This window comes from Streptomyces sp. NPDC001530 (assembly GCF_042894545.1).
GTDB lineage: Bacteria > Actinomycetota > Actinomycetes > Streptomycetales > Streptomycetaceae > Streptomyces.
In genome coordinates this window covers 244941-262839 of sequence record NZ_JBIAVS010000009.1, presented here as the reverse complement: position 1 = coordinate 262839, position 17899 = coordinate 244941, and the positions used below count along the sequence as shown (strand labels likewise).

The following is a 17899-nucleotide window of genomic DNA, read 5'->3' as shown; positions in this document are numbered from 1 at the left end:
GCTCAGCTCTTCACCAGGAGACCGCGGCTGCGCAGCACCCACCGCTCCACCGGGCTGAAGATCAGCAAGTCGATGGCGATGCCGACGAACAGGATCAGGAAGATGGCGAGGAACACCATCGACATGGAACTGGCGTTGCGGCCGTTCTCCAGCAGCTGGCCGAGGCCCACGCCCAGGTCCGGCGAGGACGCGATGATCTCCGCCGCCATCAGGGAGCGCCAGGAGAACGCCCAGCCCTGCTTCAGACCGGCCAGGTAGCCGGGCAGCGCGGCGGGCATCACGATGTGCCAGGTGCCCTTCAGGCCCGTCGCCCCCATCGTGCGGCCCGCCCGCAGGAACAGCGGCGGCACCTGATCGACGCCCGACACCAGGCCGTTGGCGATCGACGGGACGGCGCCGAGCAGGATCACCGCGTACATCATCGAGTTGTTCAGGCCCAGCCAGATCACGGCCGGCGGAACCCAGGCCACCGAGGGCAGGGACTGCAGGCCGGAGAGGATCGGGCCGATCGCGGCGCGCACGAACTTCACACGCGCCACCAGCAGGCCCAGCGGGGTGCCGATCACCAGGGCGAACAGGAAGCCGAGCAGACCCCGCGAGACGCTCGTCCAGATGTAGTCGAGCAGCGTGCCCTGCAGCCAGGCGTTCTCGACCTCGCCCCACACGGCGGACGGCGAGGGCAGCTTGGTCGGGTCGTCGACGATCTTGAACGAGATCAGCGCCTGCCAGGCCACGAGCACCACGGCGAACGCGACGAGCGGCGGCAGCACCTTCTGCTTGAAGGTGAGCCCGAACGACGGGCGGCCGGTGGCGGACACCTCCAGGGCGTCGAGGCCCGCCTCCAGACCGCCCAGCTCGTCGTTGTCCTTGACGGCGGCGTCGGCCTTCGTCTCAGTGCTGGCCATGGCGGCGGATCTCCCCACGGAGTTGTTCGGTGATCTGGATGGACAGCTCCGCCACGGGGGCGTCCTCGATACGGCGCGGCTGCGGAATGTCCACGGACCATTCGCGCGCGATCCGGCCGGGGCGGGAGGACAGCAGGATCACGCGCTGCGCGAGCCGCACCGCCTCGCGCACGTTGTGCGTGACGAACAGGACGGACAGTCCCGTCTCGCTCCAGATCCGGGTCAGCTCGTCGTGCAGCATGTCGCGGGTGATCGCGTCCAGGGCCGCGAACGGCTCGTCCATCAGCAGGATCTGGCTGTCCTGCGCGAGCGCTCGGGCCATCGCCACGCGCTGGCGCATACCGCCGGACAGCTCGTGCACCCGCTTGCCGTACGCGCCCTTCAGCCGTACGAGTTCGAGCAGCTCCTCGGCACGGTCGCGGCGCTCCGCCTTCGGAACACCCCGGAGCTTCAGGGCGAGTTCGATGTTCTTGCCCGCGGTCAGCCACGGGAAGAGGGCGTGCTCCTGGAACATCAGGGCCGGGCGGCCGTTCGTCGCGATGCTGCCGGCGGAGGGCTTGTCGAGCCCCGCCACCAGATTCAGCAACGTCGACTTGCCGCAGCCCGAGGCCCCCAGGAGGGTGACGAACTCGCCCGGCGCGACATCGAGGGTGATGTCGTCGAGGACGAGCTGCTGCCCCGCCGGCCCGGCGAAGGACTTCGAGACGTGCTCGATCCGCGCGGCGTACTCGACCGACGTCGTGGCGTCGGCGGCCTTGGCGAGGGTCGTGGCCATGGTCGTCACCTCCTGGGAACTCATCGGGATCCGGGCTTACTTGACGCCGAGACCGGCGTCGTCGACCGTGCTCTCGCCGTCGGCCTTGAGGACCTTGTTGAGGAGCGTGAGGTCGTAGATGCCGCTCAGGTCGGGCTTCTCGAGCAGACCCGCCTTCACCGCGTGCTCCGCCTCGGTGTTGAGGGTGGCGGCCAGCGGGTCATTGGTGATCTGGATGGACTTCCAGGCCGGGTCGAGGACGTTGGCCGGAAGCGCCTTGCCGGAGTCCACCTTGAGCTGTGCGTTCGCCGCTGCCTTGGCCTTGTCGGGGTTGGCCGCGATCCACGCGTTGGTCTCCACCGAGCCCTTGAGGACCGCCTCGACGACCTTCGGGTGTTCCTTGAGGAACTTCTGCGACACGATGATGTTCGTGATCACGAACTTCTTGTCGGGCCACAGCGTCGACTCGTCGAGCAGCACCTTGCCGCCCTCGGCGACCAGCTTGGACGCGGTCGGCTCCGGCACCCAGGCGCCGTCGAGGGAGCCGGACTTGTAGGCGTCCGGAGTGATCTTGTTGTCCGTGCGGACGACCGAGACGTCGCCCTTGCCGCTCTCCGCGTCGACCTTCCAGCCCTGGTCCGCGATCCAGTTGAGGAACGCGACGTCCTGCGTGTTGCCCAGCTGCGGCGTCGCGATCTTCTTGCCCTTGACGTCCTTCAGGGACTTGATCTTCTTCGGGTTGACCACGAGCTTCACGCCGCCGGACGCCGAACCGCCGATGATGCGCAGGCTCTTGCCGTTGGACTTGGTGTAGCCGTTGATCGACGGCGAGGGGCCGATCCAGCCGATGTCGATGGAGCCCGAGTTCAGCGCCTCGATCTCGGAGGGGCCGGCGTTGAAGGTCGAGTACTCGGCCTTCGTGGCACCCAGTTCCTTCTGGAACAGACCCTCCTGGCGGCCTACGAGCGCGGTGGCGTGGGTCAGGTTGCCGAAGTAGCCGATCTTCACGGAGTCGAGACCGTCGATCTTCTTCGATCCGGCGGCGACCTTCTCCTTCGAGGAGGTGTCGTCCTTCGCCTCGGAGCCGTAGCTGCAGGCGGCGAGGACGAGGAGGGGGAGAGCGGCGGCGACGGCTATGCCGCGGCGGACAAGCGTGGAGCGACTGGAGCGACTGGAGCGGATGGCAGGCACGGGAGGGGTTCCTCTCGTTGGCCCGGCGGTCACGGGTCTCAGGCCGTGGCCGGGAAGTCGGCAGGTCTTCGTTTTCGCAGGCGGTGGGGGGTGCGGGCGCGCAGGCAGTGCGCGTACGTCATCGCGCACATCGCGCCACCCCGCCCTGCCCGCTGCCGAGGGCGCCGCTGCCGACGCGGCCGCCCTCCTTCGCGAACGTGGAGTAGAAGTCGGTGGACGTCATGTCAGAAGTCCCATCCGTCGTCGTCGCCTTCGTCCTTGACCGGCTCGGGCGACGCGAACGACTCGCCGACCATGCCCGCGGTGAGCGTGGTGCCGTCGTTCGGGTCGATCAGGATGAACGAACCGGTGCGCCGCGAGTCGGCGTAGGAGTCGACCGGCAGCGGCTCCGCGGTGCGGATCTTCACGCGGCCGATGTCGTTGGCGACGAGCTGTCCCGGATGCGGGTGCAGCGAGAGGTCGTCGAGCGTGAGACGGGACGGGATGTCCTTGACGATCGCCTTGACCGTGCGGGTGCCGTGCTTGAGCAGCACCCGGTGGCCGACGGTCAGCGGCTGGTCGGCCACGTGGCAGACGGTCGCCTCGATGTCCTGGGTGGTCGGCGGCGCGTCCTTGCTGGGCACGATCAGGTCGCCTCGCGAGATGTCGATGTCGTCCTCCAGCAGGACGGTGACCGACTGCGTCGTCCACGCGACGTCGACCGGCTTGCCGAGCAGATCGATGCCGGAGATCTTCGTCGAACGGCCGGACGGCAGGACCGTGATCTGCTCGCCGACCCGGAAGGTCCCGGCCGCGATCTGACCGGCGTAGCCCCGGTAGTCGGGGTACTCGGCGGTCTGCGGGCGGATCACGTACTGCACGGGCAGGCGGGCGTGGCAGTGCGCCAGGTCGTGGCTGACCGGCACCGTCTCCAGGTGCTCCAGGACCGTCGGGCCGCCGTACCAGTCCATGTTCGCGGAGGCTTCCACCACGTTGTCACCGGCGAGCGCCGAGATCGGGATCGCGGTGATCTCGGGGACGCCCAGCTCGGAGGCGTACGCCGTGAACTCCTCGGCGATCGCGGCGAAGACGGACTCCTTGTACTCGACGAGGTCCATCTTGTTGACCGCGAGGACCACGTGCGGGACACGCAGCAGCGCGGCGACGGCGGCGTGCCGGCGGGTCTGCTCGATGACGCCGTTGCGCGCGTCCACGAGGACGACGGCCAGGTCGGCGGTCGAGGCGCCGGTGACCATGTTCCGCGTGTACTGCACATGGCCCGGGGTGTCGGCCAGGATGAACCGGCGGCGCGCGGTCGCGAAGTAGCGGTACGCGACGTCGATGGTGATGCCCTGCTCGCGCTCGGCGCGCAGGCCGTCGGTGAGCAGCGCGAGGTCAGGGGCGTCCTGGCCGCGGCTCTGCGAGACCCGCTCGACGGCCTCCAGCTGGTCGGTCAGGACCGACTTGGAGTCGTGCAGCAGACGTCCGACGAGCGTGGACTTGCCGTCGTCGACGGAGCCCGCGGTGGCGAAGCGCAGCAGGGTGGTCGCCGACAACTGCTCGACCGACAAGGGCTCGGTGGGTTCGGTGGTGCTGGTCATGTCTAGAAGTACCCCTCGCGCTTGCGGTCTTCCATCGCGGCCTCGGACATCTTGTCGTCGGCGCGGGTGGCACCGCGCTCGGTGAGCCGGGAGGCGGCGATCTCGGCGATCACGGCGTCGAGCGTGGTCGCGTCGGAGTCGACGGCGCCCGTGCAGGACATGTCGCCGACGGTGCGGTAGCGGACCTGCCGCTTCTCGACCGTCTCGCCGCTCTTGGGGCCGCCCCACTCGCCGGCGGTCAGCCACATGCCGGACCGCTTGAAGACCTCACGCTCGTGCGCGAAGTAGATCTCGGGCAGCTCGATGCCCTCGCGGGCGATGTACTGCCAGACGTCCAGCTCGGTCCAGTTGCTGAGCGGGAACACGCGGACGTGCTCGCCGGGTGCGTGGCGGCCGTTGTAGAGCTGCCACAGCTCGGGGCGCTGGCGGCGCGGGTCCCACTGGGAGAACTCGTCGCGCAGCGAGAACACCCGCTCCTTGGCGCGGGCCTTCTCCTCGTCGCGGCGTCCGCCGCCGAACACGGCGTCGAACCGCTCGGACTGGATCTTCTCGGTCAGCGGCACGGTCTGCAGCGGATTACGGGTGCCGTCCGGGCGCTCCTTGAGGACACCGCGGTCGATGTAGTCCTGCACGGAGGCCACATGGAGGCGCAACCCATGTGCGGCGACCACACGGTCGCGGTACTCCAGGACTTCGGGGAAGTTGTGTCCGGTGTCCACGTGCAGCAGCGAGAAGGGGACTGCCGCCGGGGCGAACGCCTTCAGCGCCAGGTGCAGCATGACGATGGAGTCCTTGCCGCCGGAGAAGAGGATCACCGGCCGCTCGAACTCGCCCGCGACCTCGCGGAAGATGTGGACGGCCTCGGACTCGAGAGCGTCCAGATGCGAGAGGGCGTACGGAGTGTCCGTGCCCTCCTCGACCTTGGCGACGGTCGTCATGCCAGTCCCCTCTCGGTGAGCAGCGCGTAAACCGCTGCCGCGGACTCCTGGACGGTCTGGTGCTGCGACTCGATGCGCAGGTCGGGCGACTCGGGCTCCTCGTACGGGTCGTCGACACCGGTGAGCCCGGTGAGCTCGCCCGCGGCCTGCTTGGCGTACAGACCCTTGACGTCGCGTACGGAGCACACGTCGACCGGGGTCGCCACGTGCACCTCGATGTACGGCGCCGCGCTCTCCTGGTGGCGCTTGCGAACGGCCTCGCGGCTGTCGGTGTAGGGCGCGATCACCGGGACGAGTGCCTTGACGCCGTTGCGGGCGAGCAACTCGGCGAGGAAACCGATGCGCTGCACGTTGGTGTGCCGGTCATCGCGGCTGAATCCGAGGCCCGCCGAGATGAACTCGCGGATCTCGTCGCCGTCGAGCACCTCGACGCGGTGGCCCTCCTCGCGCAGCCGGCCGGCCAGCTCGTACGCGATGGTGGTCTTGCCGGCACTCGGCAGACCCGTGAGCCAGACGGTGGCTCCGGTCGTCACGTGGTTCTCCTGGTTCGTCGAAAGCACAGTCGTGGTCATCCGTGCAGCCCGCACTCGGTCTTGGCGCGACCCGCCCAGCGGCCGGCGCGCGCGTCCTCGCCCTCGAGGACCCGGCGGGTGCAGGGGGCGCAGCCGACGGAGGCGTAACCGTCCATCAGCAGCGGGTTGGTGAGGACCCCGTGCTCGGCGACGTACGCGTCCACGTCGTCCTGCGTCCAGCGGGCGATCGGCGAGATCTTGACCTTCTGCCGCTTCTCGTCCCAGCCGACGACCGGGGTGTTCGCCCGGGTCGGGGACTCGTCGCGGCGCAGCCCGGTCGCCCACGCGTCGTACTTGGTCAGGCCCTCCTCAAGGGGCTTGACCTTGCGCAGCGCGCAGCACAGGTCCGGGTTGCGGTCGTGCAGCTTGGGGCCGTACTCGGCGTCCTGCTCGGCGACCGTCTGGCGCGGGGTGAGCGTGATGACGTTGACGTCCATCACGGCCTCGACGGCGTCCCGGGTGCCGATGGTCTCCGGGAAGTGGTAGCCGGTGTCGAGGAAGACGACGTCCACGCCGGGCATGGCACGGGAGGCGAGGTGGGCGACCACCGCGTCCTCCATGGAGGAGGTGACGCAGAACTTCTTGCCGAAGGTGGCGACCGCCCACTGGAGGATCTCCAGGGCGGAGGCGTCCTCCAGGTCGCGCCCCGCCTGTTCGGCGAGGCGCTTCAGGTCCTCGGCCGTACGCTCTTCCTGAATCGTCGTCATATCTCGTCCCCTCCACCTTCGCTGGGCTGAACCCCACGGGCGAGCAGCCCGAGGAACTTCAACTGGAAGGCTCGATTGCACGCCGCGCATTCCCACGCGCCGTGGCCCTGCTCGCTCGGACGAAGGTCTTCGTCGCCGCAGTAGGGGCAGTAGAAGGGCGCGGCTCGCTCGCTCACGACAGAGACTCCTCGCCGGCACGCGCGGCCCAGGTGGCGAAGCGCTCGCCGTCCTCGCGCTCCTCCTGGAAACGCTTGAGCACGCGCTCGACGTAGTCGGGCAGTTCCTCCGACGTGACCTTCAGACCTCGGACCTTGCGGCCGAACCCGGCCTCCAGGCCGAGCGCGCCGCCCAGGTGCACCTGGAAGCCCTCGACCTGCTCGCCCTGGTCGTTGAGGACCAGCTGGCCCTTGAGACCGATGTCCGCGACCTGGATACGGGCGCAGGCGTTCGGGCAGCCGTTGATGTTGATGGTGATGGGCTCGTCGAACTCGGGGATGCGGCGCTCGAGTTCGTCGATCAGGGAAGCACCGCGCGCCTTGGTCTCGACGATCGCGAGCTTGCAGTACTCGATGCCGGTGCAGGCCATCGTGCCGCGCCGGAAGGGGGAGGGCTTGACGGTGAGGTCGAGCGCCTCCAGGCCCTCGACGAGGGAGTCGATCTGCTCCTGCTCCACGTCGAGCACGATCATCTTCTGCTCGACCGTGGTACGCAGGCGGCCGGAGCCGTGCGCCTCGGCCAGCTCGGCGATCTTCGTGAGGGTCGCGCCGTCCACGCGGCCGACGCGCGGGGCGAAGCCGACGTAGTAGCGGCCGTCCTGCTGGCGGTGCACACCGACGTGGTCGCGCCAGCGGGCGACGGGCTGGTCGGGGGCCGGGCCGTCGACGAGCTTCCGCTTCAGGTACTCGTCCTCCAGGACCTGGCGGAACTTCTCGACGCCCCAGTCGGCGACCAGGAACTTCAGGCGGGCGCGGGTGCGCAGCCGCCGGTAGCCGTAGTCGCGGAAGATCGAGATGACGCCCTCGTAGACGTCCGCGACCTCGTCCAGCGGGACCCAGGCGCCGAGGCGCTGGCCGATCTTGGGGTTGGTGGAGAGGCCGCCGCCGACCCAGAGGTCGAAGCCGGGGCCGTGCTCCGGGTGGTTCACGCCGACGAAGGCGACGTCGTTGATCTCGTGCGCCACGTCGAGGAGCGGGGAGCCGGAGATCGCGGACTTGAACTTGCGGGGCAGGTTCGAGAAGTCCTTGTTGCCGATGATCCGGCGGTGGATCTCCTCGATGGCCGGGGTGCCGTCGATGATCTCGTCCTCGGCGATCCCGGCGACGGGCGAGCCGAGGATGACGCGGGGTGTGTCACCGCAGGCCTCGGTCGTGGACAGACCCACGGCCTCCAGGCGGTCCCAGATCTCCGGGACGTCCTCGATGCGGATCCAGTGGTACTGGACGTTCTGCCGGTCGGTGAGGTCGGCGGTGCCGCGCGCGAACTCCTGCGAGATCTCGCCGATGACGCGCAGCTGCTCGGTGGTCAGCCGGCCGCCGTCGATGCGGACGCGCAGCATGAAGTACTTGTCGTCCAGCTCCTCCGGCTCCAGGATCGCGGTCTTGCCGCCGTCGATCCCGGGCTTGCGCTGGGTGTACAGCCCCCACCAGCGCATCCGGCCACGCAGGTCGTTGGGGTCGATCGAGTCGAAGCCCCGCTTGGAGTAGATCGTCTCAATGCGTGTCCGCACATTGAGACCGTCGTCGTCCTTCTTGAACTGTTCGTTGCCGTTGAGCGGGGTGAAGTGACCCACGGCCCACTGACCCTCGCCGCGGTGACGACTCACCTTGCGGCGGGGCGCGGCGGCGGGATTCTGCGGGGTGGCGGCCATGGTTGTTACGTCCTTCGGGACTGCGGGACAGGTCTGTCAACGGCTCTGACCTGCGCATGCGGGCGCATACGGAAGTACGGGCGCGTCATTGCGCAAGGATCGCAAAAGGGGGGAATCGGCGGTGCTGGACCCGTGGCCGGAGGCCACTACGGGTACGTCAGCGCGCCGGACAGATGGCGCTGGACATGCGGCCGAGGTCGACGTGCCGCCGACTCACCAAGGCAATTCCAGTTCCAGACATGACGGAAGCGTGTCACGGGGATCTCGGGCCAGTCCACCATCATCCATCATGTGGACACCCTTGTCCCGAATGGCGAGACAAGGGTGTTGTCGGTCACACGGCCGGGCCTCCGGCCGTACCGAACGGGGGCATCAGCAGGTCAGACCGCCCGCGCCCCCGGCCAGGGACCCGGTGTGGTCACCTCCGGCTCCTCCTCGACCTTCGTGTCGAAGAGCTTGAAGCCGCGGCGCAGGTAGTTGTCCATCGCGTGTTCCCCGTCCTTGCTGCAGGTATGCAGCCAGACCCGCTTGGTCTCGGCCCGCCCGGGCCGGCGCTCGGCCAGGTCCCAGGCCCGCGCGACACCGTACGAGAGGAGGTGTCCGCCGATGCGGCGACCCCGGAAGGCGGGGATCAGCCCGAAGTAGACGACTTCCACGACACCGTCGTCCTGCGGGTCCAGCTCGACATAGCCCGCGGGCGTCCCCCGGTCGTACGCCACCCAGGTCTCCACGCCCGGCCGCTCCAGGGCCTCCTGCCACTGCGCGTACGTCCAGTCGAGCCGGTCCGTCCAGCGGATGTCCCCGCCGACCGACGCGTACAGGAAACGGCTGAACTCGGGCGAGGGGACCTCGGCGCGCACGATCCGGACGTCGCCGTCGGGCGCCATCGCGGGGAGCAGGTCGGTCGGGGCCGTCTGCTCCAGGGACCAGGTGGTCACAGTGACGTTGCTCATGCGGGCCAGGGAACCATGGGGGCGGGTGCCCCTCCAAAAGCGGCGCTCGTTCGGTCGGGTGCCTAGTCCAGCGAACCGTCGACCGCGGACAGCGGAACCGCGTAGAGCGTCCGCTCCGCTCCCGCGCCGGTCAGCGTCCACAGCTCGCCCGTCTCCTGCCAGTACGAGAGGGACTCGGCGCCCAGGCCCCAGCAGGCGTGCGACTGGTCCGCGGTGCACGTGGCCGCCTTGGCGCCGCGCTCGGTCTGCCGCCAGAGAGTGCCGCGCTGGGTACGGCTGTCCGGTGCGTGGCCGGCGTACCACTCGGCCTCGCGCGTGCCGCTCGGCGTGTGCGAGAGGACGCCGGTGAGCCCGGCGGTCTTGGTCTCGTAGGCCTCGACCGCGTCCACGTACCCCTGGGAGTCGGCGAGCAGGCCCGTGCGGTAGGCGGCGGTGCTGTAGGAGTACCGCCAGACGCGGGCCCGCTCCGCACCGGCGGACGTGGCCCGCTCGGTGGCGACCAGGCTGTCCGGTGCGGTCGTACGGTCCAGGGAGAGGGAGCCGAAGCAGGGGACCGCGGCGTTGGTGCCGGTGCGGGCGCCCGCACCGGTGCCCGTGCCTGTGCCGCATGCCCCGCCGGTCACGTCGTACGAGCCGATGGCCGGGAGTACGAACTGGTAGCCGTCCGCCGAGTAGCCGCCGCTCACCCTGCCGACGGCGCCGCTGTTCACGTCGGTCTTCAGGATGCGGTGCATGTCGAAGACGAGCAGGCCCGCGCCATGCGCGGCGGTGACGATCAGCTTGTCCTGGTACCAGACCATGCCGCCGAGGCCGGAGCGGACCGCCGTGAAGTCCTTGCCGTCGGCGCGCGGGGCGACGAGCAGCACCCAGCGGTACTTGAGGGCCTGCGGATCGGTCGCGTCGACGAAGGCGACCCGGGCCAGGCCCTCGTCCCGGGTCGGCGCGGCGGCCTGGTGGTCGTTGTGCGACCAGCCGGCCAGGATCACCCGGTGCTCGCCCCAGCGGCCGTCGTCGTCGGCGTCGCCCGACGTGGTGACGGACCGCGGCTGCCACTGCCGGGTCTGCGCGTCGCCGCGCTCCCAGCAGTACGCGCGCGTGGCCGTCGGCTCGACCGGCAGCGCGGCCCGCTCGTCGGCGGTGCAGTCGGCCTTGTCGCGCATCGCGTGGTCGGCGGTCCTGAGGACGCCGTCGACACCGACGTTCCCGCCCATGTCCTTGGTGAGCGTGTCGAGGGTGTCCCGGGGGACCAGGTTCTCGTGGAGTCGCAGCTTGCCGGTCGCGGCCGCCGAGGTGAGCGGGGTCAGCCCGCCGGGAGTGCCGCTGCCCGTGGCCTGGGAGGTGCTGATCAGGGTGGCGGCCGCGGTGAGCGCGAGGGCGGTTCCGGCCAAGGTGGCGCGCAGCGCCTGTCCCCTTCTACGACGACGGTGCCTGCCGCGGTGCTTCATGCGTCCTCCCGGGAAGGCCAACTGCCCCTCGCGGTCAACAGGTTGAGCGGGGAGCGGGTGGGGTGGCCTGTGAGAGAGATGCTACGTCAGGGAGCCGCGCCGCTGGCCGAAGACCCGGAAATATAGGGAGAACCCTCGGCGAGGGGGATCAAAGGGAGGACGGAGCGTACGGCCATGGCGGGGGCGTCGAACGAGATGCCCAGCTCGCCACGGGTCGTCGGCCAGGAGTGGCTGTGCCTCGTCGCGCGGTGCGGCGAGGCGGGCGGCCATTGCCGCGGCCGGCTACCGGTGCCGGGTGGTGTCCCGGCTCTCCGGGACGTGGTCCCAGACGCTCGATCCGCGGACCCGCGCCACCCAGTCCTTCTCGACGACCGGTGCGGTCGGCGTCGCCAACCCGCTCCGCTGGACCGTCAGTTGCCCGACCGATCCGACCTGCACGACCGAAGCCGCCACCGTGCCGCCCACCACGTTGCGGCTGCCCTCCGCATCCGAGAGGGACAGCCTAGGAGCCGTTGTCGCGCCCAGGGGCCCGCTTGTCGCGGAGGGGTCTGGGGATCAGTGCGGCCGCGCCGTCCCGGCCTGCCCCGTACGCGCCTCCGCCACCGCGGGCGCCGTCGAGTGCGGCAGGAGGTCCAGCGGATCCGCCGGGAGCAGGACCTCGACCTCCACCTCCTCGCGGAAGCGGTACGGGCGGTGGTCCAGGAGGCCCGTGAGGCGGCGCCGTACTCGGGAGAGCTCCGCGCGGACGGTGACCGTGCGGGTCGGGTCGTCGAAGAGGTCGACGGCGAGCTGGGCGGCGCTGCGGCCCTGGCGGTGCACGGCGAGGACGTAGAGGAGCTCGGCGTGGCGTGGGGTGAGGTCCTGTGCCCAACTGCCCGCCGCGCCGGTGATGGTGGCGCGCGGCCGCCGGGGCTCGCCGAGGTCGAGCACGACGCGGCTCGCGCACCCCGCGCTGTCGGTCTCCGTGACCCGTAGCAGCCAGCCGCCGGGCATCGGCTCCGCGACGCACATGCCGAGGGAGGGCAGCCAGACGCGGCCCGCGCCGAAGGAGTTGGGCAGCGCGACACGGTCGACGGGCGGCATCCCCGTGACGGCCGCGAGCCAGCCGTTGGTGTCCACCACCAGCGCCTTGCCGCCCAGCCGGCACAGGAGGGGCGCGGCCACCGCGCGCAGCCGCTCGATGGCCGTCAGATGCCTGCTGCGCAGTTCACTTTCGGCCAGCTGGGACACCGAGTCGACCAGGGCGAGCGTGGCCGGATGAAAGGTGCTGTCTGGCCCGCTCACATCGATGATGCCGAGCAGCCGCCCGTCCCGCGGGTCGTGCACCGGCGACGCGGCGCAGGTCCAGTCGTGCAGCGTGCGCACGAAGTGCTCGGCCGAGTGCACCTGGACGGGGGCGCCGGCGCTGAGCGCCGTGCCGATCGCGTTGGTGCCCGTGGTGTCCTCGCTCCAGGCGGCGCCCTCCTCCAGGCAGATGGTGTCGGCCCGGCGCAGCACCCCCGCGTTGCCCTCGCGCCACAGCACCCGGCCGTCCGCGTCCGTGACCACCATGATCTGCAGGGACGCGTCGGCGACCGAGCCCAGCCCGCCGCTGAGGATCGGCATCACATCGGCGAGGGCGGTGGATGTCCGGCGATGTTCGAGTTCGTCCGTCTGCAACAGCACGCTGTCCGTGCTTTGTTCGGGATCGACACCGAAACGTTTCACTCGTTGCCATGACTGACCGATGACGGGCCGCGGCGCGATCGGGGAGGGTTCGCCTCTGAGCGTCGCGGCCCACGTTTCCTGGAGGTGCCGGACCGTTTCGGACGCGTCGGGCGGAGCGAAACGCGCGGGGTTGAACGATGTGGTCTTCACAGGGCACTCCCGGAACCAGTACCGCGTACGAGCTGTGACGCCGCCGTCACCCCACATCGTGCCTGCTCTCGGCCCGGGACGCGGGAAGTTCGCACAAGGAGCACAAACGAATGCAACGGTCTGCAACTCTCGCCAACGGTCACAACGTTCCTTGAAACTGACAACGACGTCGCCTGCGCGGCGTCCGAGCTCCTTGAAACGGGGCCGCGGGGGTGGTGCCGTGTCGGCGCAGCACCACCCCCGCATAAACCCGGCGTGGGAACGGTTCAGGAAACCGGCCGCGCCCGCTCCACCACCGTGGCCAGATCCAGACTGTGCGGCAGCGTGCCGAAGGCCGCACCCCAGTCCCCGCCCAGCCGCGAGGCGCAGAACGCGTCGGCGACCTCCGGGGGCGCGTACTGGACGAGCAGCGACCCCTGCAGCACCGTCGCGATGCGCTCGACGAGCCGGCGGGCCCGGCCCTCGATGCCGTCCAGGTCCGCGAGTTCGGCGAGCAGGTTCTTGATGGCCCCGTCGAGGCGGTGGTCGGCACCCCGGGCCCGGCCCACCTCGCGCAGATACGCGTCCAGCGCCCCGGGCTCCCGCTGCAGCGCGCGCAGCACATCCAGCGCCTGCACATTGCCCGCGCCCTCCCAGATGGAGTTGAGCGGCGACTCGCGCAGCAGCCGGGGCATGCCGGACTCCTCGACGTACCCGTTGCCGCCCAGGCACTCCAGCGCCTCCACCGCCACCGGCGTACACCGCTTGGTCACCCAGTACTTGGCGGCCGGCACCGCGAGGCGCAGGAACGCCCGCTCCTGCTCACTGCCGTCGTCGTACGCCGCGGCCAGCCGCAGCGCGAGCGTCGTCGCGGCCTCGGACTCCAGCGCCAGATCCGCGAGGACGTTCCGCATCAGCGGCTTGTCGATGAGCCTGCCGCCGAACGCCTCCCGGTAGGTGCAGTGGTGGATGGCCTGCGCGACGGCCTGCCGCATCAGGGAGGCGGAGCCGAGTACACAGTCCAGGCGGGTCGCCGCGACCATCTCGATGATGGTCCGCACCCCGCGCCCCTCGTCCCCGACCCGGCGCGCCCAGGTCCCGTCGAACTCGACCTCGCTCGAGGCGTTCGACTTGTTGCCGAGCTTGTCCTTGAGCCGCTGGATGCGGAACACATTGCGGGTGCCGTCCGCCAGGACGCGCGGGACGAGGAAGCAGGTGAGGCCCCCTTTGTCCCCGGAGGGGGTGGCCTGCGCCAGCACCAGGAAACCGTCCGACATGGGTGCCGAGCAGAACCACTTGTGGCCGGTCAGTTCGTACGTCCCGTCCTCGGCGAGCGGTCGCGCCTGAGTCGTATTGGCGCGTACGTCGCTGCCGCCCTGCTTCTCCGTCATGCCCATCCCGAAGAGCACGCCGGCCTTCTCCGCCGCGGGCCGCAGCCCCTGGTCGTAGACCGTGGACGTCAGCCGCGGCTCCCACTCGGCGGCGAGCGCCGGGTCGGTGCGCAGCGCGGGCACCGCCGCGTGGGTCATCGACAGCGGGCAGCCGTTGCCCGCCTCGACCTGCGTCCAGACCACGAAGGCGGCCGCGCGCCGGAGGTGTCCGCCGGGCCGGCTCCAGGCCGCCGTCAGCCCGGCCGACACACCCTTGCCGAGCAGCCGGTGCCAGGACGGATGGAACTCGACCTCGTCGATCCGGTGGCCGTAGCGGTCGTGGGTGCGCAGCTTGGGCGGGTTCTCATTGGCCAGCACCCCCCACTCCTGCACCTGCGCGGAGCCGGACGTCCGCCCGAGCGCCGACAGCTCCTCGCGCGCCTCGTCGAGGAGCTGTGGATCGAGATGCCGTTCGACCGCCTCCACGAGGGCCCGGTCGGCGGCGAATACGTCATACCCGACCAGGGGCGGAGCCTGGTTGGTCACGGTGTGGGTGCTGGCTGCCATACGGATACGGTAAGGAGGTGCACCAGGCAAAAGAAACACCTGAACGGCCTCCCTCGGGCCGCTTCCACCGCGCTCGCGCGCTGTACCGGAACGTATCGAAGCGCAGGACCGCCTGGCTGCTGCTCAAGGACACCGTCAACTCGTGCATGGAGTACCGGATCCTGGGTCTGGCGGCCGAGGCCGCTTTCTTCACGCTTCTGTCCGTGCCGCCGCTGCTGCTGAGCATGATCGGGCTGCTGGGATACGTGGACGACTGGACCGGCGCCGACACCATCGCGAGCCTCGAGTCCAACATCCTCGAGGCGTCCCGCACGGTCCTCACCGAGAAGGGCGTGCACCAGATCGCCGAGCCGATCCTGCACGACGTGATGAAGGGCGGCCGCCCCGACATCATCTCCCTCGGTTTCCTGTTCGCCCTGTGGTCGGGCTCCCGCGCGGTGAACGTCTTCATCGACACGATCACCGTGATGTACGGGCTCGACGGCACCCGCGGGATCGTGAAAACCCGGGTGATGTCGTTCCTGCTGTTCATCGTGGCGCTGCTGATCGGCTCCGTCGCGCTGCCGCTGATGGTGGCGGGCCCGGACGCGGTGGTGAACGTCGTGCCATGGTCGACGACCGTCGTACAGGTCCTGTACTGGCCCGTCGTCATCGTCCTGTCGATCGTCTTCCTCACCACGCTCTACCACGTGTCCGTGCCCGTGCGCTCCCCGTGGGTCGAGGACGTGCCGGGCGCCCTGGTGGCCCTCGCCATGTGGGTGCTCGGCAGCTTCCTGCTCCGCATCTACCTGACCAACACCGTCGAGGGCCCCACGATCTACGGCTCGCTCGCCGCGCCCGTCGCCGTCCTGCTCTGGATCGGTGTGTCCGCCTTCGCGGTCTTGGTCGGTGCCGCCGTCAACGCCGCCATCGACCGGGTCTGGCCGGCCGCCGCCACCTCCGCGGCCCGCGCCGCGAACGAGCGCCTGCGTCAGGAGCAGGCGGCCGAGTACGTCGCCCGCGCGGCCGCGGCCCGCTCGTACGACGCCGACATCGACCCCGAGAACCCGGACATGCCCTCCGAGTTCCCGGAGCGCTGGTCACGCTTCCTGCCCCCGGAGGACGTGACGTCCCGGCTGCGCACGCATGCGAAGAGCACCCATCACCATCCGCATCAGAACGGGGACGCACCGCCTCCGGCGGAGTGACCTTCTTGGGGGAGCCTCTTGAGGGTCACGCCTTCCGGACTCCGGCCGCCGCGGCCTCCCGCGCGAAATCCGTACTGTGTTCTCCCGGGGGACAACCCCCGGACCCCCGGCCCGACGGGCGAGGAGTACCGGTCCTGTCGCGTCGCCTCTAGGCCTTCCAGACTCCGGCCGCCGCGGCCTCCCGCGCGAAATCCGTGAAGTCGCGCGGAGCGCGGCCCAGGATCTGCTGGACGCCGTCCGAGAGGTAGGAGTTGCGGCCGTCGAGGAGGCTCTCGAAGAGGTCGACCAGGAACTCGACCTCCTCGGGCGGCACCCCGAACCCGGCCAGGCTGTCGCCGTACTGGCGCGCCGTCACCGGGGTGTACGTCAGCTCGCTGCCCGTCGCCTCGGAGATCTCCGCGACCGCCTCGCGAAAGGTGAGCAGCCGGGGCCCGGAAATGGCGAGCTCCTGTCCGACGTACCGGTCACCCCCGGTCAGCACGGCCACGACCACGTCCGCGATGTCCCGTACGTCGATGAACGGCTCCCGCACCTCTCCGGCCGGGAACACCAGCTCCCTGTGGCGCAGCCCCTCCACCAGCGGGCCCTCACTGAAGTTCTGGGAGAACCACGCGGCTCGTACGATCGTCCAGTCCGCGCCCGACGCCTTGAGCGCCTCCTCGGTCGGCCACGCCCGCTCCTCGCCCCGCGACGACAGCAGCACCAGCCGGCGTACGCCGAGCCCGACCGCCTCCCGCGCGAGCGCCCCGATCGCCTCGGTGGCGGCCGGGGAGCCCACGTCCGTCGGGTACATCAGGTACGCCGCGTCGGCGCCGCGCAGCGCCCCGGGCCACGTCGAGGCGTCCTGCCAGTCGAAGCCCTGGGCGCGTGACGCGGCCCGAACCGTCAGTCCCGCCGCCCGCGCGGCCTCCGCGACCCGGCGGCCGGTGCGCCCCGTGGCCCCTGTCACCAACACCGTCATGTTCCTCGTGTTCTCTGTCATGCCCGTCAGTCAACTGCCGCCCGCTGGACGGAACCATCGCTGAACGGCTCATTCCCATAAGCGGACGTCTACGACAGGGTCCGGGAGGGCGTTTACGCTGACGCCATGGACGCACTCGCAGGCCTGTTGGAGGGTCCACGCGCGCGTGGCGCCTTCATGATCCGTGCGTGCTTCGACCCGCCGTGGTGCATACGTGTCGAGGACCGCGCCCCCCTGACGATCATGCTGGTGGTCCGCGGCGACGCCTGGGTCGTACCGGACGGGGGAGAGGGGATGCGGCTGCGGGCGGGCGACATCGCCATCGCGCGCGGCCCGGACCCGTACGTCTGCGCCGACGACCCGGACACCCCGCCGCAGGCGGTGATCCTGCCGGGCGGCGAGTGCACCTACCCCGACGGGCGCTCCCTCAAGGGCCACTGGGAGCTCGGCGTACGCAGCTGGGGCGACCGGCTCGACGGCTCCACGGTGCTGCTGATCGGGACGTACATGATGCAGGGCGAGGTCAGCGGCAGGCTGCTGGACGCCCTCCCGCCACTCCTGTCGCTCACCTCGGACGTGTGGGAGTGCCCGCTGACGCCGATCCTCGCCGAGGAGATGGTGCGCGACGAGCCCGGTCAGGAGGTCGTCCTCGACCGGCTGCTCGACCTGCTGATGATCGCCGCGCTGCGGGCGTGGTTCTCCCGCCCCGAGGCCGCGGCGCCCGCCTGGTACCAGGCCCTCGCGGACCCCGTCGTCGGCCGGGTGCTGCGGCTCGTGCAGGACGACCCGGCCCACCCCTGGACGGTGGCGACACTCGCCGCCAAAGCCGGGGTCTCGCGGGCCGCCCTCGCCCGGCGCTTCAGCGAACTCGTGGGCGAGCCCCCGATGACCTACCTGACCGGCTGGCGCCTCGCCCTCGCCGCCGACCGCCTGCGCGAAACGGACGACACTCTGGACTCGATCGCGCGCCAGGTGGGCTACGGCAGCGCGTTCGCGCTGTCCAGCGCCTTCAAGCGGGTGTACGGGGTCAGCCCGCAGGAGCATCGGACCCGGGCGGCGTAGCTTG

At 70.5% G+C, this 17899-nt stretch carries 18 protein-coding genes; 2 read left to right on the top strand and 16 right to left on the bottom strand.

The window, feature by feature from the left end:
- Positions 1 to 2 precede the first annotated feature (2 nt).
- From ACFY0T_RS20375 to ACFY0T_RS20305, 15 genes are all read right to left on the bottom strand, one after another.
- Positions 3 to 905, bottom strand: coding sequence for an ABC transporter permease (locus ACFY0T_RS20375; RefSeq protein ID WP_388872138.1), 903 nt, complete (start codon positions 903 to 905; stop codon positions 3 to 5).
- Positions 892 to 1680 carry an ABC transporter ATP-binding protein gene (locus tag ACFY0T_RS20370; protein ID WP_388872135.1) on the bottom strand — a complete coding sequence of 263 codons (789 nt, stop codon included), beginning with the start codon at positions 1678 to 1680 and terminating at the stop codon, positions 892 to 894. The genes ACFY0T_RS20375 and ACFY0T_RS20370 overlap by 14 nt, the downstream gene beginning before the upstream one ends.
- A 36-nt stretch (positions 1681 to 1716) precedes the next feature.
- Positions 1717 to 2850, bottom strand: coding sequence for an aliphatic sulfonate ABC transporter substrate-binding protein (locus ACFY0T_RS20365; RefSeq protein ID WP_388872132.1), 1134 nt, complete (start codon positions 2848 to 2850; stop codon positions 1717 to 1719).
- 224 nt (positions 2851 to 3074) lie between these two features.
- A complete protein-coding gene (locus ACFY0T_RS20360; protein ID WP_388872129.1) occupies positions 3075 to 4430 on the bottom strand; it encodes a sulfate adenylyltransferase subunit 1 in 1356 nt (451 codons plus the stop codon).
- A gap of 2 nt (positions 4431 to 4432) precedes the next feature.
- Complete coding sequence (gene cysD, locus ACFY0T_RS20355; RefSeq protein WP_388872126.1) at positions 4433 to 5368, bottom strand: sulfate adenylyltransferase subunit CysD; 936 nt, start codon at positions 5366 to 5368, stop codon at positions 4433 to 4435.
- Positions 5365 to 5901: an adenylyl-sulfate kinase gene (cysC, locus tag ACFY0T_RS20350; protein WP_388872123.1), complete on the bottom strand. Its 537-nt coding sequence runs from the start codon at positions 5899 to 5901 to the stop codon at positions 5365 to 5367. The genes cysD and cysC overlap by 4 nt, the downstream gene beginning before the upstream one ends.
- 35 nt (positions 5902 to 5936) lie before the next feature.
- The gene (locus tag ACFY0T_RS20345) at positions 5937 to 6647 is read right to left on the bottom strand and encodes a phosphoadenylyl-sulfate reductase (RefSeq protein WP_388872119.1); all 711 of its coding nucleotides are present in this window, start codon (positions 6645 to 6647) and stop codon (positions 5937 to 5939) included.
- Positions 6644 to 6823, bottom strand: a complete 180-nt coding sequence (locus ACFY0T_RS20340; RefSeq protein ID WP_388872116.1) for a hypothetical protein — start codon at positions 6821 to 6823, stop codon at positions 6644 to 6646. The genes ACFY0T_RS20345 and ACFY0T_RS20340 overlap by 4 nt, the downstream gene beginning before the upstream one ends.
- Complete coding sequence (locus tag ACFY0T_RS20335; RefSeq protein ID WP_388872113.1) at positions 6820 to 8514, bottom strand: nitrite/sulfite reductase; 1695 nt, start codon at positions 8512 to 8514, stop codon at positions 6820 to 6822. Before ACFY0T_RS20335 ends, ACFY0T_RS20340 begins: the two co-directional genes overlap by 4 nt.
- A 157-nt stretch (positions 8515 to 8671) precedes the next feature.
- Positions 8672 to 8755: a putative leader peptide gene (locus tag ACFY0T_RS20330; protein ID WP_310591794.1), complete on the bottom strand. Its 84-nt coding sequence runs from the start codon at positions 8753 to 8755 to the stop codon at positions 8672 to 8674.
- Positions 8756 to 8894: 139 nt separating this feature from the next.
- Positions 8895 to 9467 (bottom strand): GNAT family N-acetyltransferase, encoded by a 573-nt coding sequence (locus ACFY0T_RS20325; protein ID WP_388872110.1) that lies wholly within the window; start codon positions 9465 to 9467, stop codon positions 8895 to 8897.
- Between the two features lie 62 nt (positions 9468 to 9529).
- Positions 9530 to 10912, bottom strand: coding sequence for a hypothetical protein (locus ACFY0T_RS20320; protein ID WP_388872107.1), 1383 nt, complete (start codon positions 10910 to 10912; stop codon positions 9530 to 9532).
- A gap of 282 nt (positions 10913 to 11194) precedes the next feature.
- Entirely contained in the window at positions 11195 to 11380 is a 186-nt protein-coding gene (locus ACFY0T_RS20315; RefSeq protein ID WP_388872104.1) for a hypothetical protein, read from the bottom strand.
- An 87-nt stretch (positions 11381 to 11467) separates the two neighbouring features.
- Positions 11468 to 12769: a GAF domain-containing protein gene (locus ACFY0T_RS20310; RefSeq protein WP_388872101.1), complete on the bottom strand. Its 1302-nt coding sequence runs from the start codon at positions 12767 to 12769 to the stop codon at positions 11468 to 11470.
- A 266-nt stretch (positions 12770 to 13035) separates the two neighbouring features.
- The gene (locus ACFY0T_RS20305; protein ID WP_388872098.1) at positions 13036 to 14685 is read right to left on the bottom strand and encodes an acyl-CoA dehydrogenase family protein; all 1650 of its coding nucleotides are present in this window, start codon (positions 14683 to 14685) and stop codon (positions 13036 to 13038) included.
- Between the two features lie 17 nt (positions 14686 to 14702).
- Here ACFY0T_RS20305 and ACFY0T_RS20300 point away from each other — a divergent pair, with 17 nt between their 5' ends.
- Complete coding sequence (locus ACFY0T_RS20300) at positions 14703 to 15872, top strand: YihY/virulence factor BrkB family protein (RefSeq protein ID WP_388872095.1); 1170 nt, start codon at positions 14703 to 14705, stop codon at positions 15870 to 15872.
- Between the two features lie 148 nt (positions 15873 to 16020).
- Here the strand turns inward: ACFY0T_RS20300 and ACFY0T_RS20295 are convergent, their stop codons facing one another.
- Positions 16021 to 16854 (bottom strand): NAD(P)H-binding protein, encoded by an 834-nt coding sequence (locus ACFY0T_RS20295; RefSeq protein ID WP_388872092.1) that lies wholly within the window; start codon positions 16852 to 16854, stop codon positions 16021 to 16023.
- A gap of 105 nt (positions 16855 to 16959) precedes the next feature.
- On the opposite strand from ACFY0T_RS20295, the gene ACFY0T_RS20290 reads away from it, so the two are divergent.
- Positions 16960 to 17895, top strand: a complete 936-nt coding sequence (locus ACFY0T_RS20290) for an AraC family transcriptional regulator (RefSeq protein WP_388872090.1) — start codon at positions 16960 to 16962, stop codon at positions 17893 to 17895.
- The last annotated feature ends 4 nt before the right edge of the window (positions 17896 to 17899 follow it).

Bases quoted from the DNA above. Each gene is read 5' to 3' on its own strand.
- ACFY0T_RS20295 (WP_388872092.1), bottom strand. From the start codon at position 16,854: ATGACAGAGAACACGAGGAACATGACGGTGTTGGTGACAGGGGCCACG.
- ACFY0T_RS20325 (WP_388872110.1), bottom strand. From the start codon at position 9,467: ATGAGCAACGTCACTGTGACCACCTGGTCCCTGGAGCAGACGGCCCCG.
- ACFY0T_RS20345 (WP_388872119.1), bottom strand. From the start codon at position 6,647: ATGACGACGATTCAGGAAGAGCGTACGGCCGAGGACCTGAAGCGCCTC.
- ACFY0T_RS20330 (WP_310591794.1), bottom strand. From the start codon at position 8,755: ATGTCTGGAACTGGAATTGCCTTGGTGAGTCGGCGGCACGTCGACCTC.
- ACFY0T_RS20370 (WP_388872135.1), bottom strand. From the start codon at position 1,680: ATGGCCACGACCCTCGCCAAGGCCGCCGACGCCACGACGTCGGTCGAG.
- cysD (WP_388872126.1), bottom strand. From the start codon at position 5,368: ATGACGACCGTCGCCAAGGTCGAGGAGGGCACGGACACTCCGTACGCC.
- ACFY0T_RS20290 (WP_388872090.1), top strand. From the start codon at position 16,960: ATGGACGCACTCGCAGGCCTGTTGGAGGGTCCACGCGCGCGTGGCGCC.
- ACFY0T_RS20320 (WP_388872107.1), bottom strand. From the start codon at position 10,912: ATGAAGCACCGCGGCAGGCACCGTCGTCGTAGAAGGGGACAGGCGCTG.
- ACFY0T_RS20375 (WP_388872138.1), bottom strand. From the start codon at position 905: ATGGCCAGCACTGAGACGAAGGCCGACGCCGCCGTCAAGGACAACGAC.
- ACFY0T_RS20305 (WP_388872098.1), bottom strand. From the start codon at position 14,685: ATGGCAGCCAGCACCCACACCGTGACCAACCAGGCTCCGCCCCTGGTC.
- ACFY0T_RS20360 (WP_388872129.1), bottom strand. From the start codon at position 4,430: ATGACCAGCACCACCGAACCCACCGAGCCCTTGTCGGTCGAGCAGTTG.
- ACFY0T_RS20335 (WP_388872113.1), bottom strand. From the start codon at position 8,514: ATGGCCGCCACCCCGCAGAATCCCGCCGCCGCGCCCCGCCGCAAGGTG.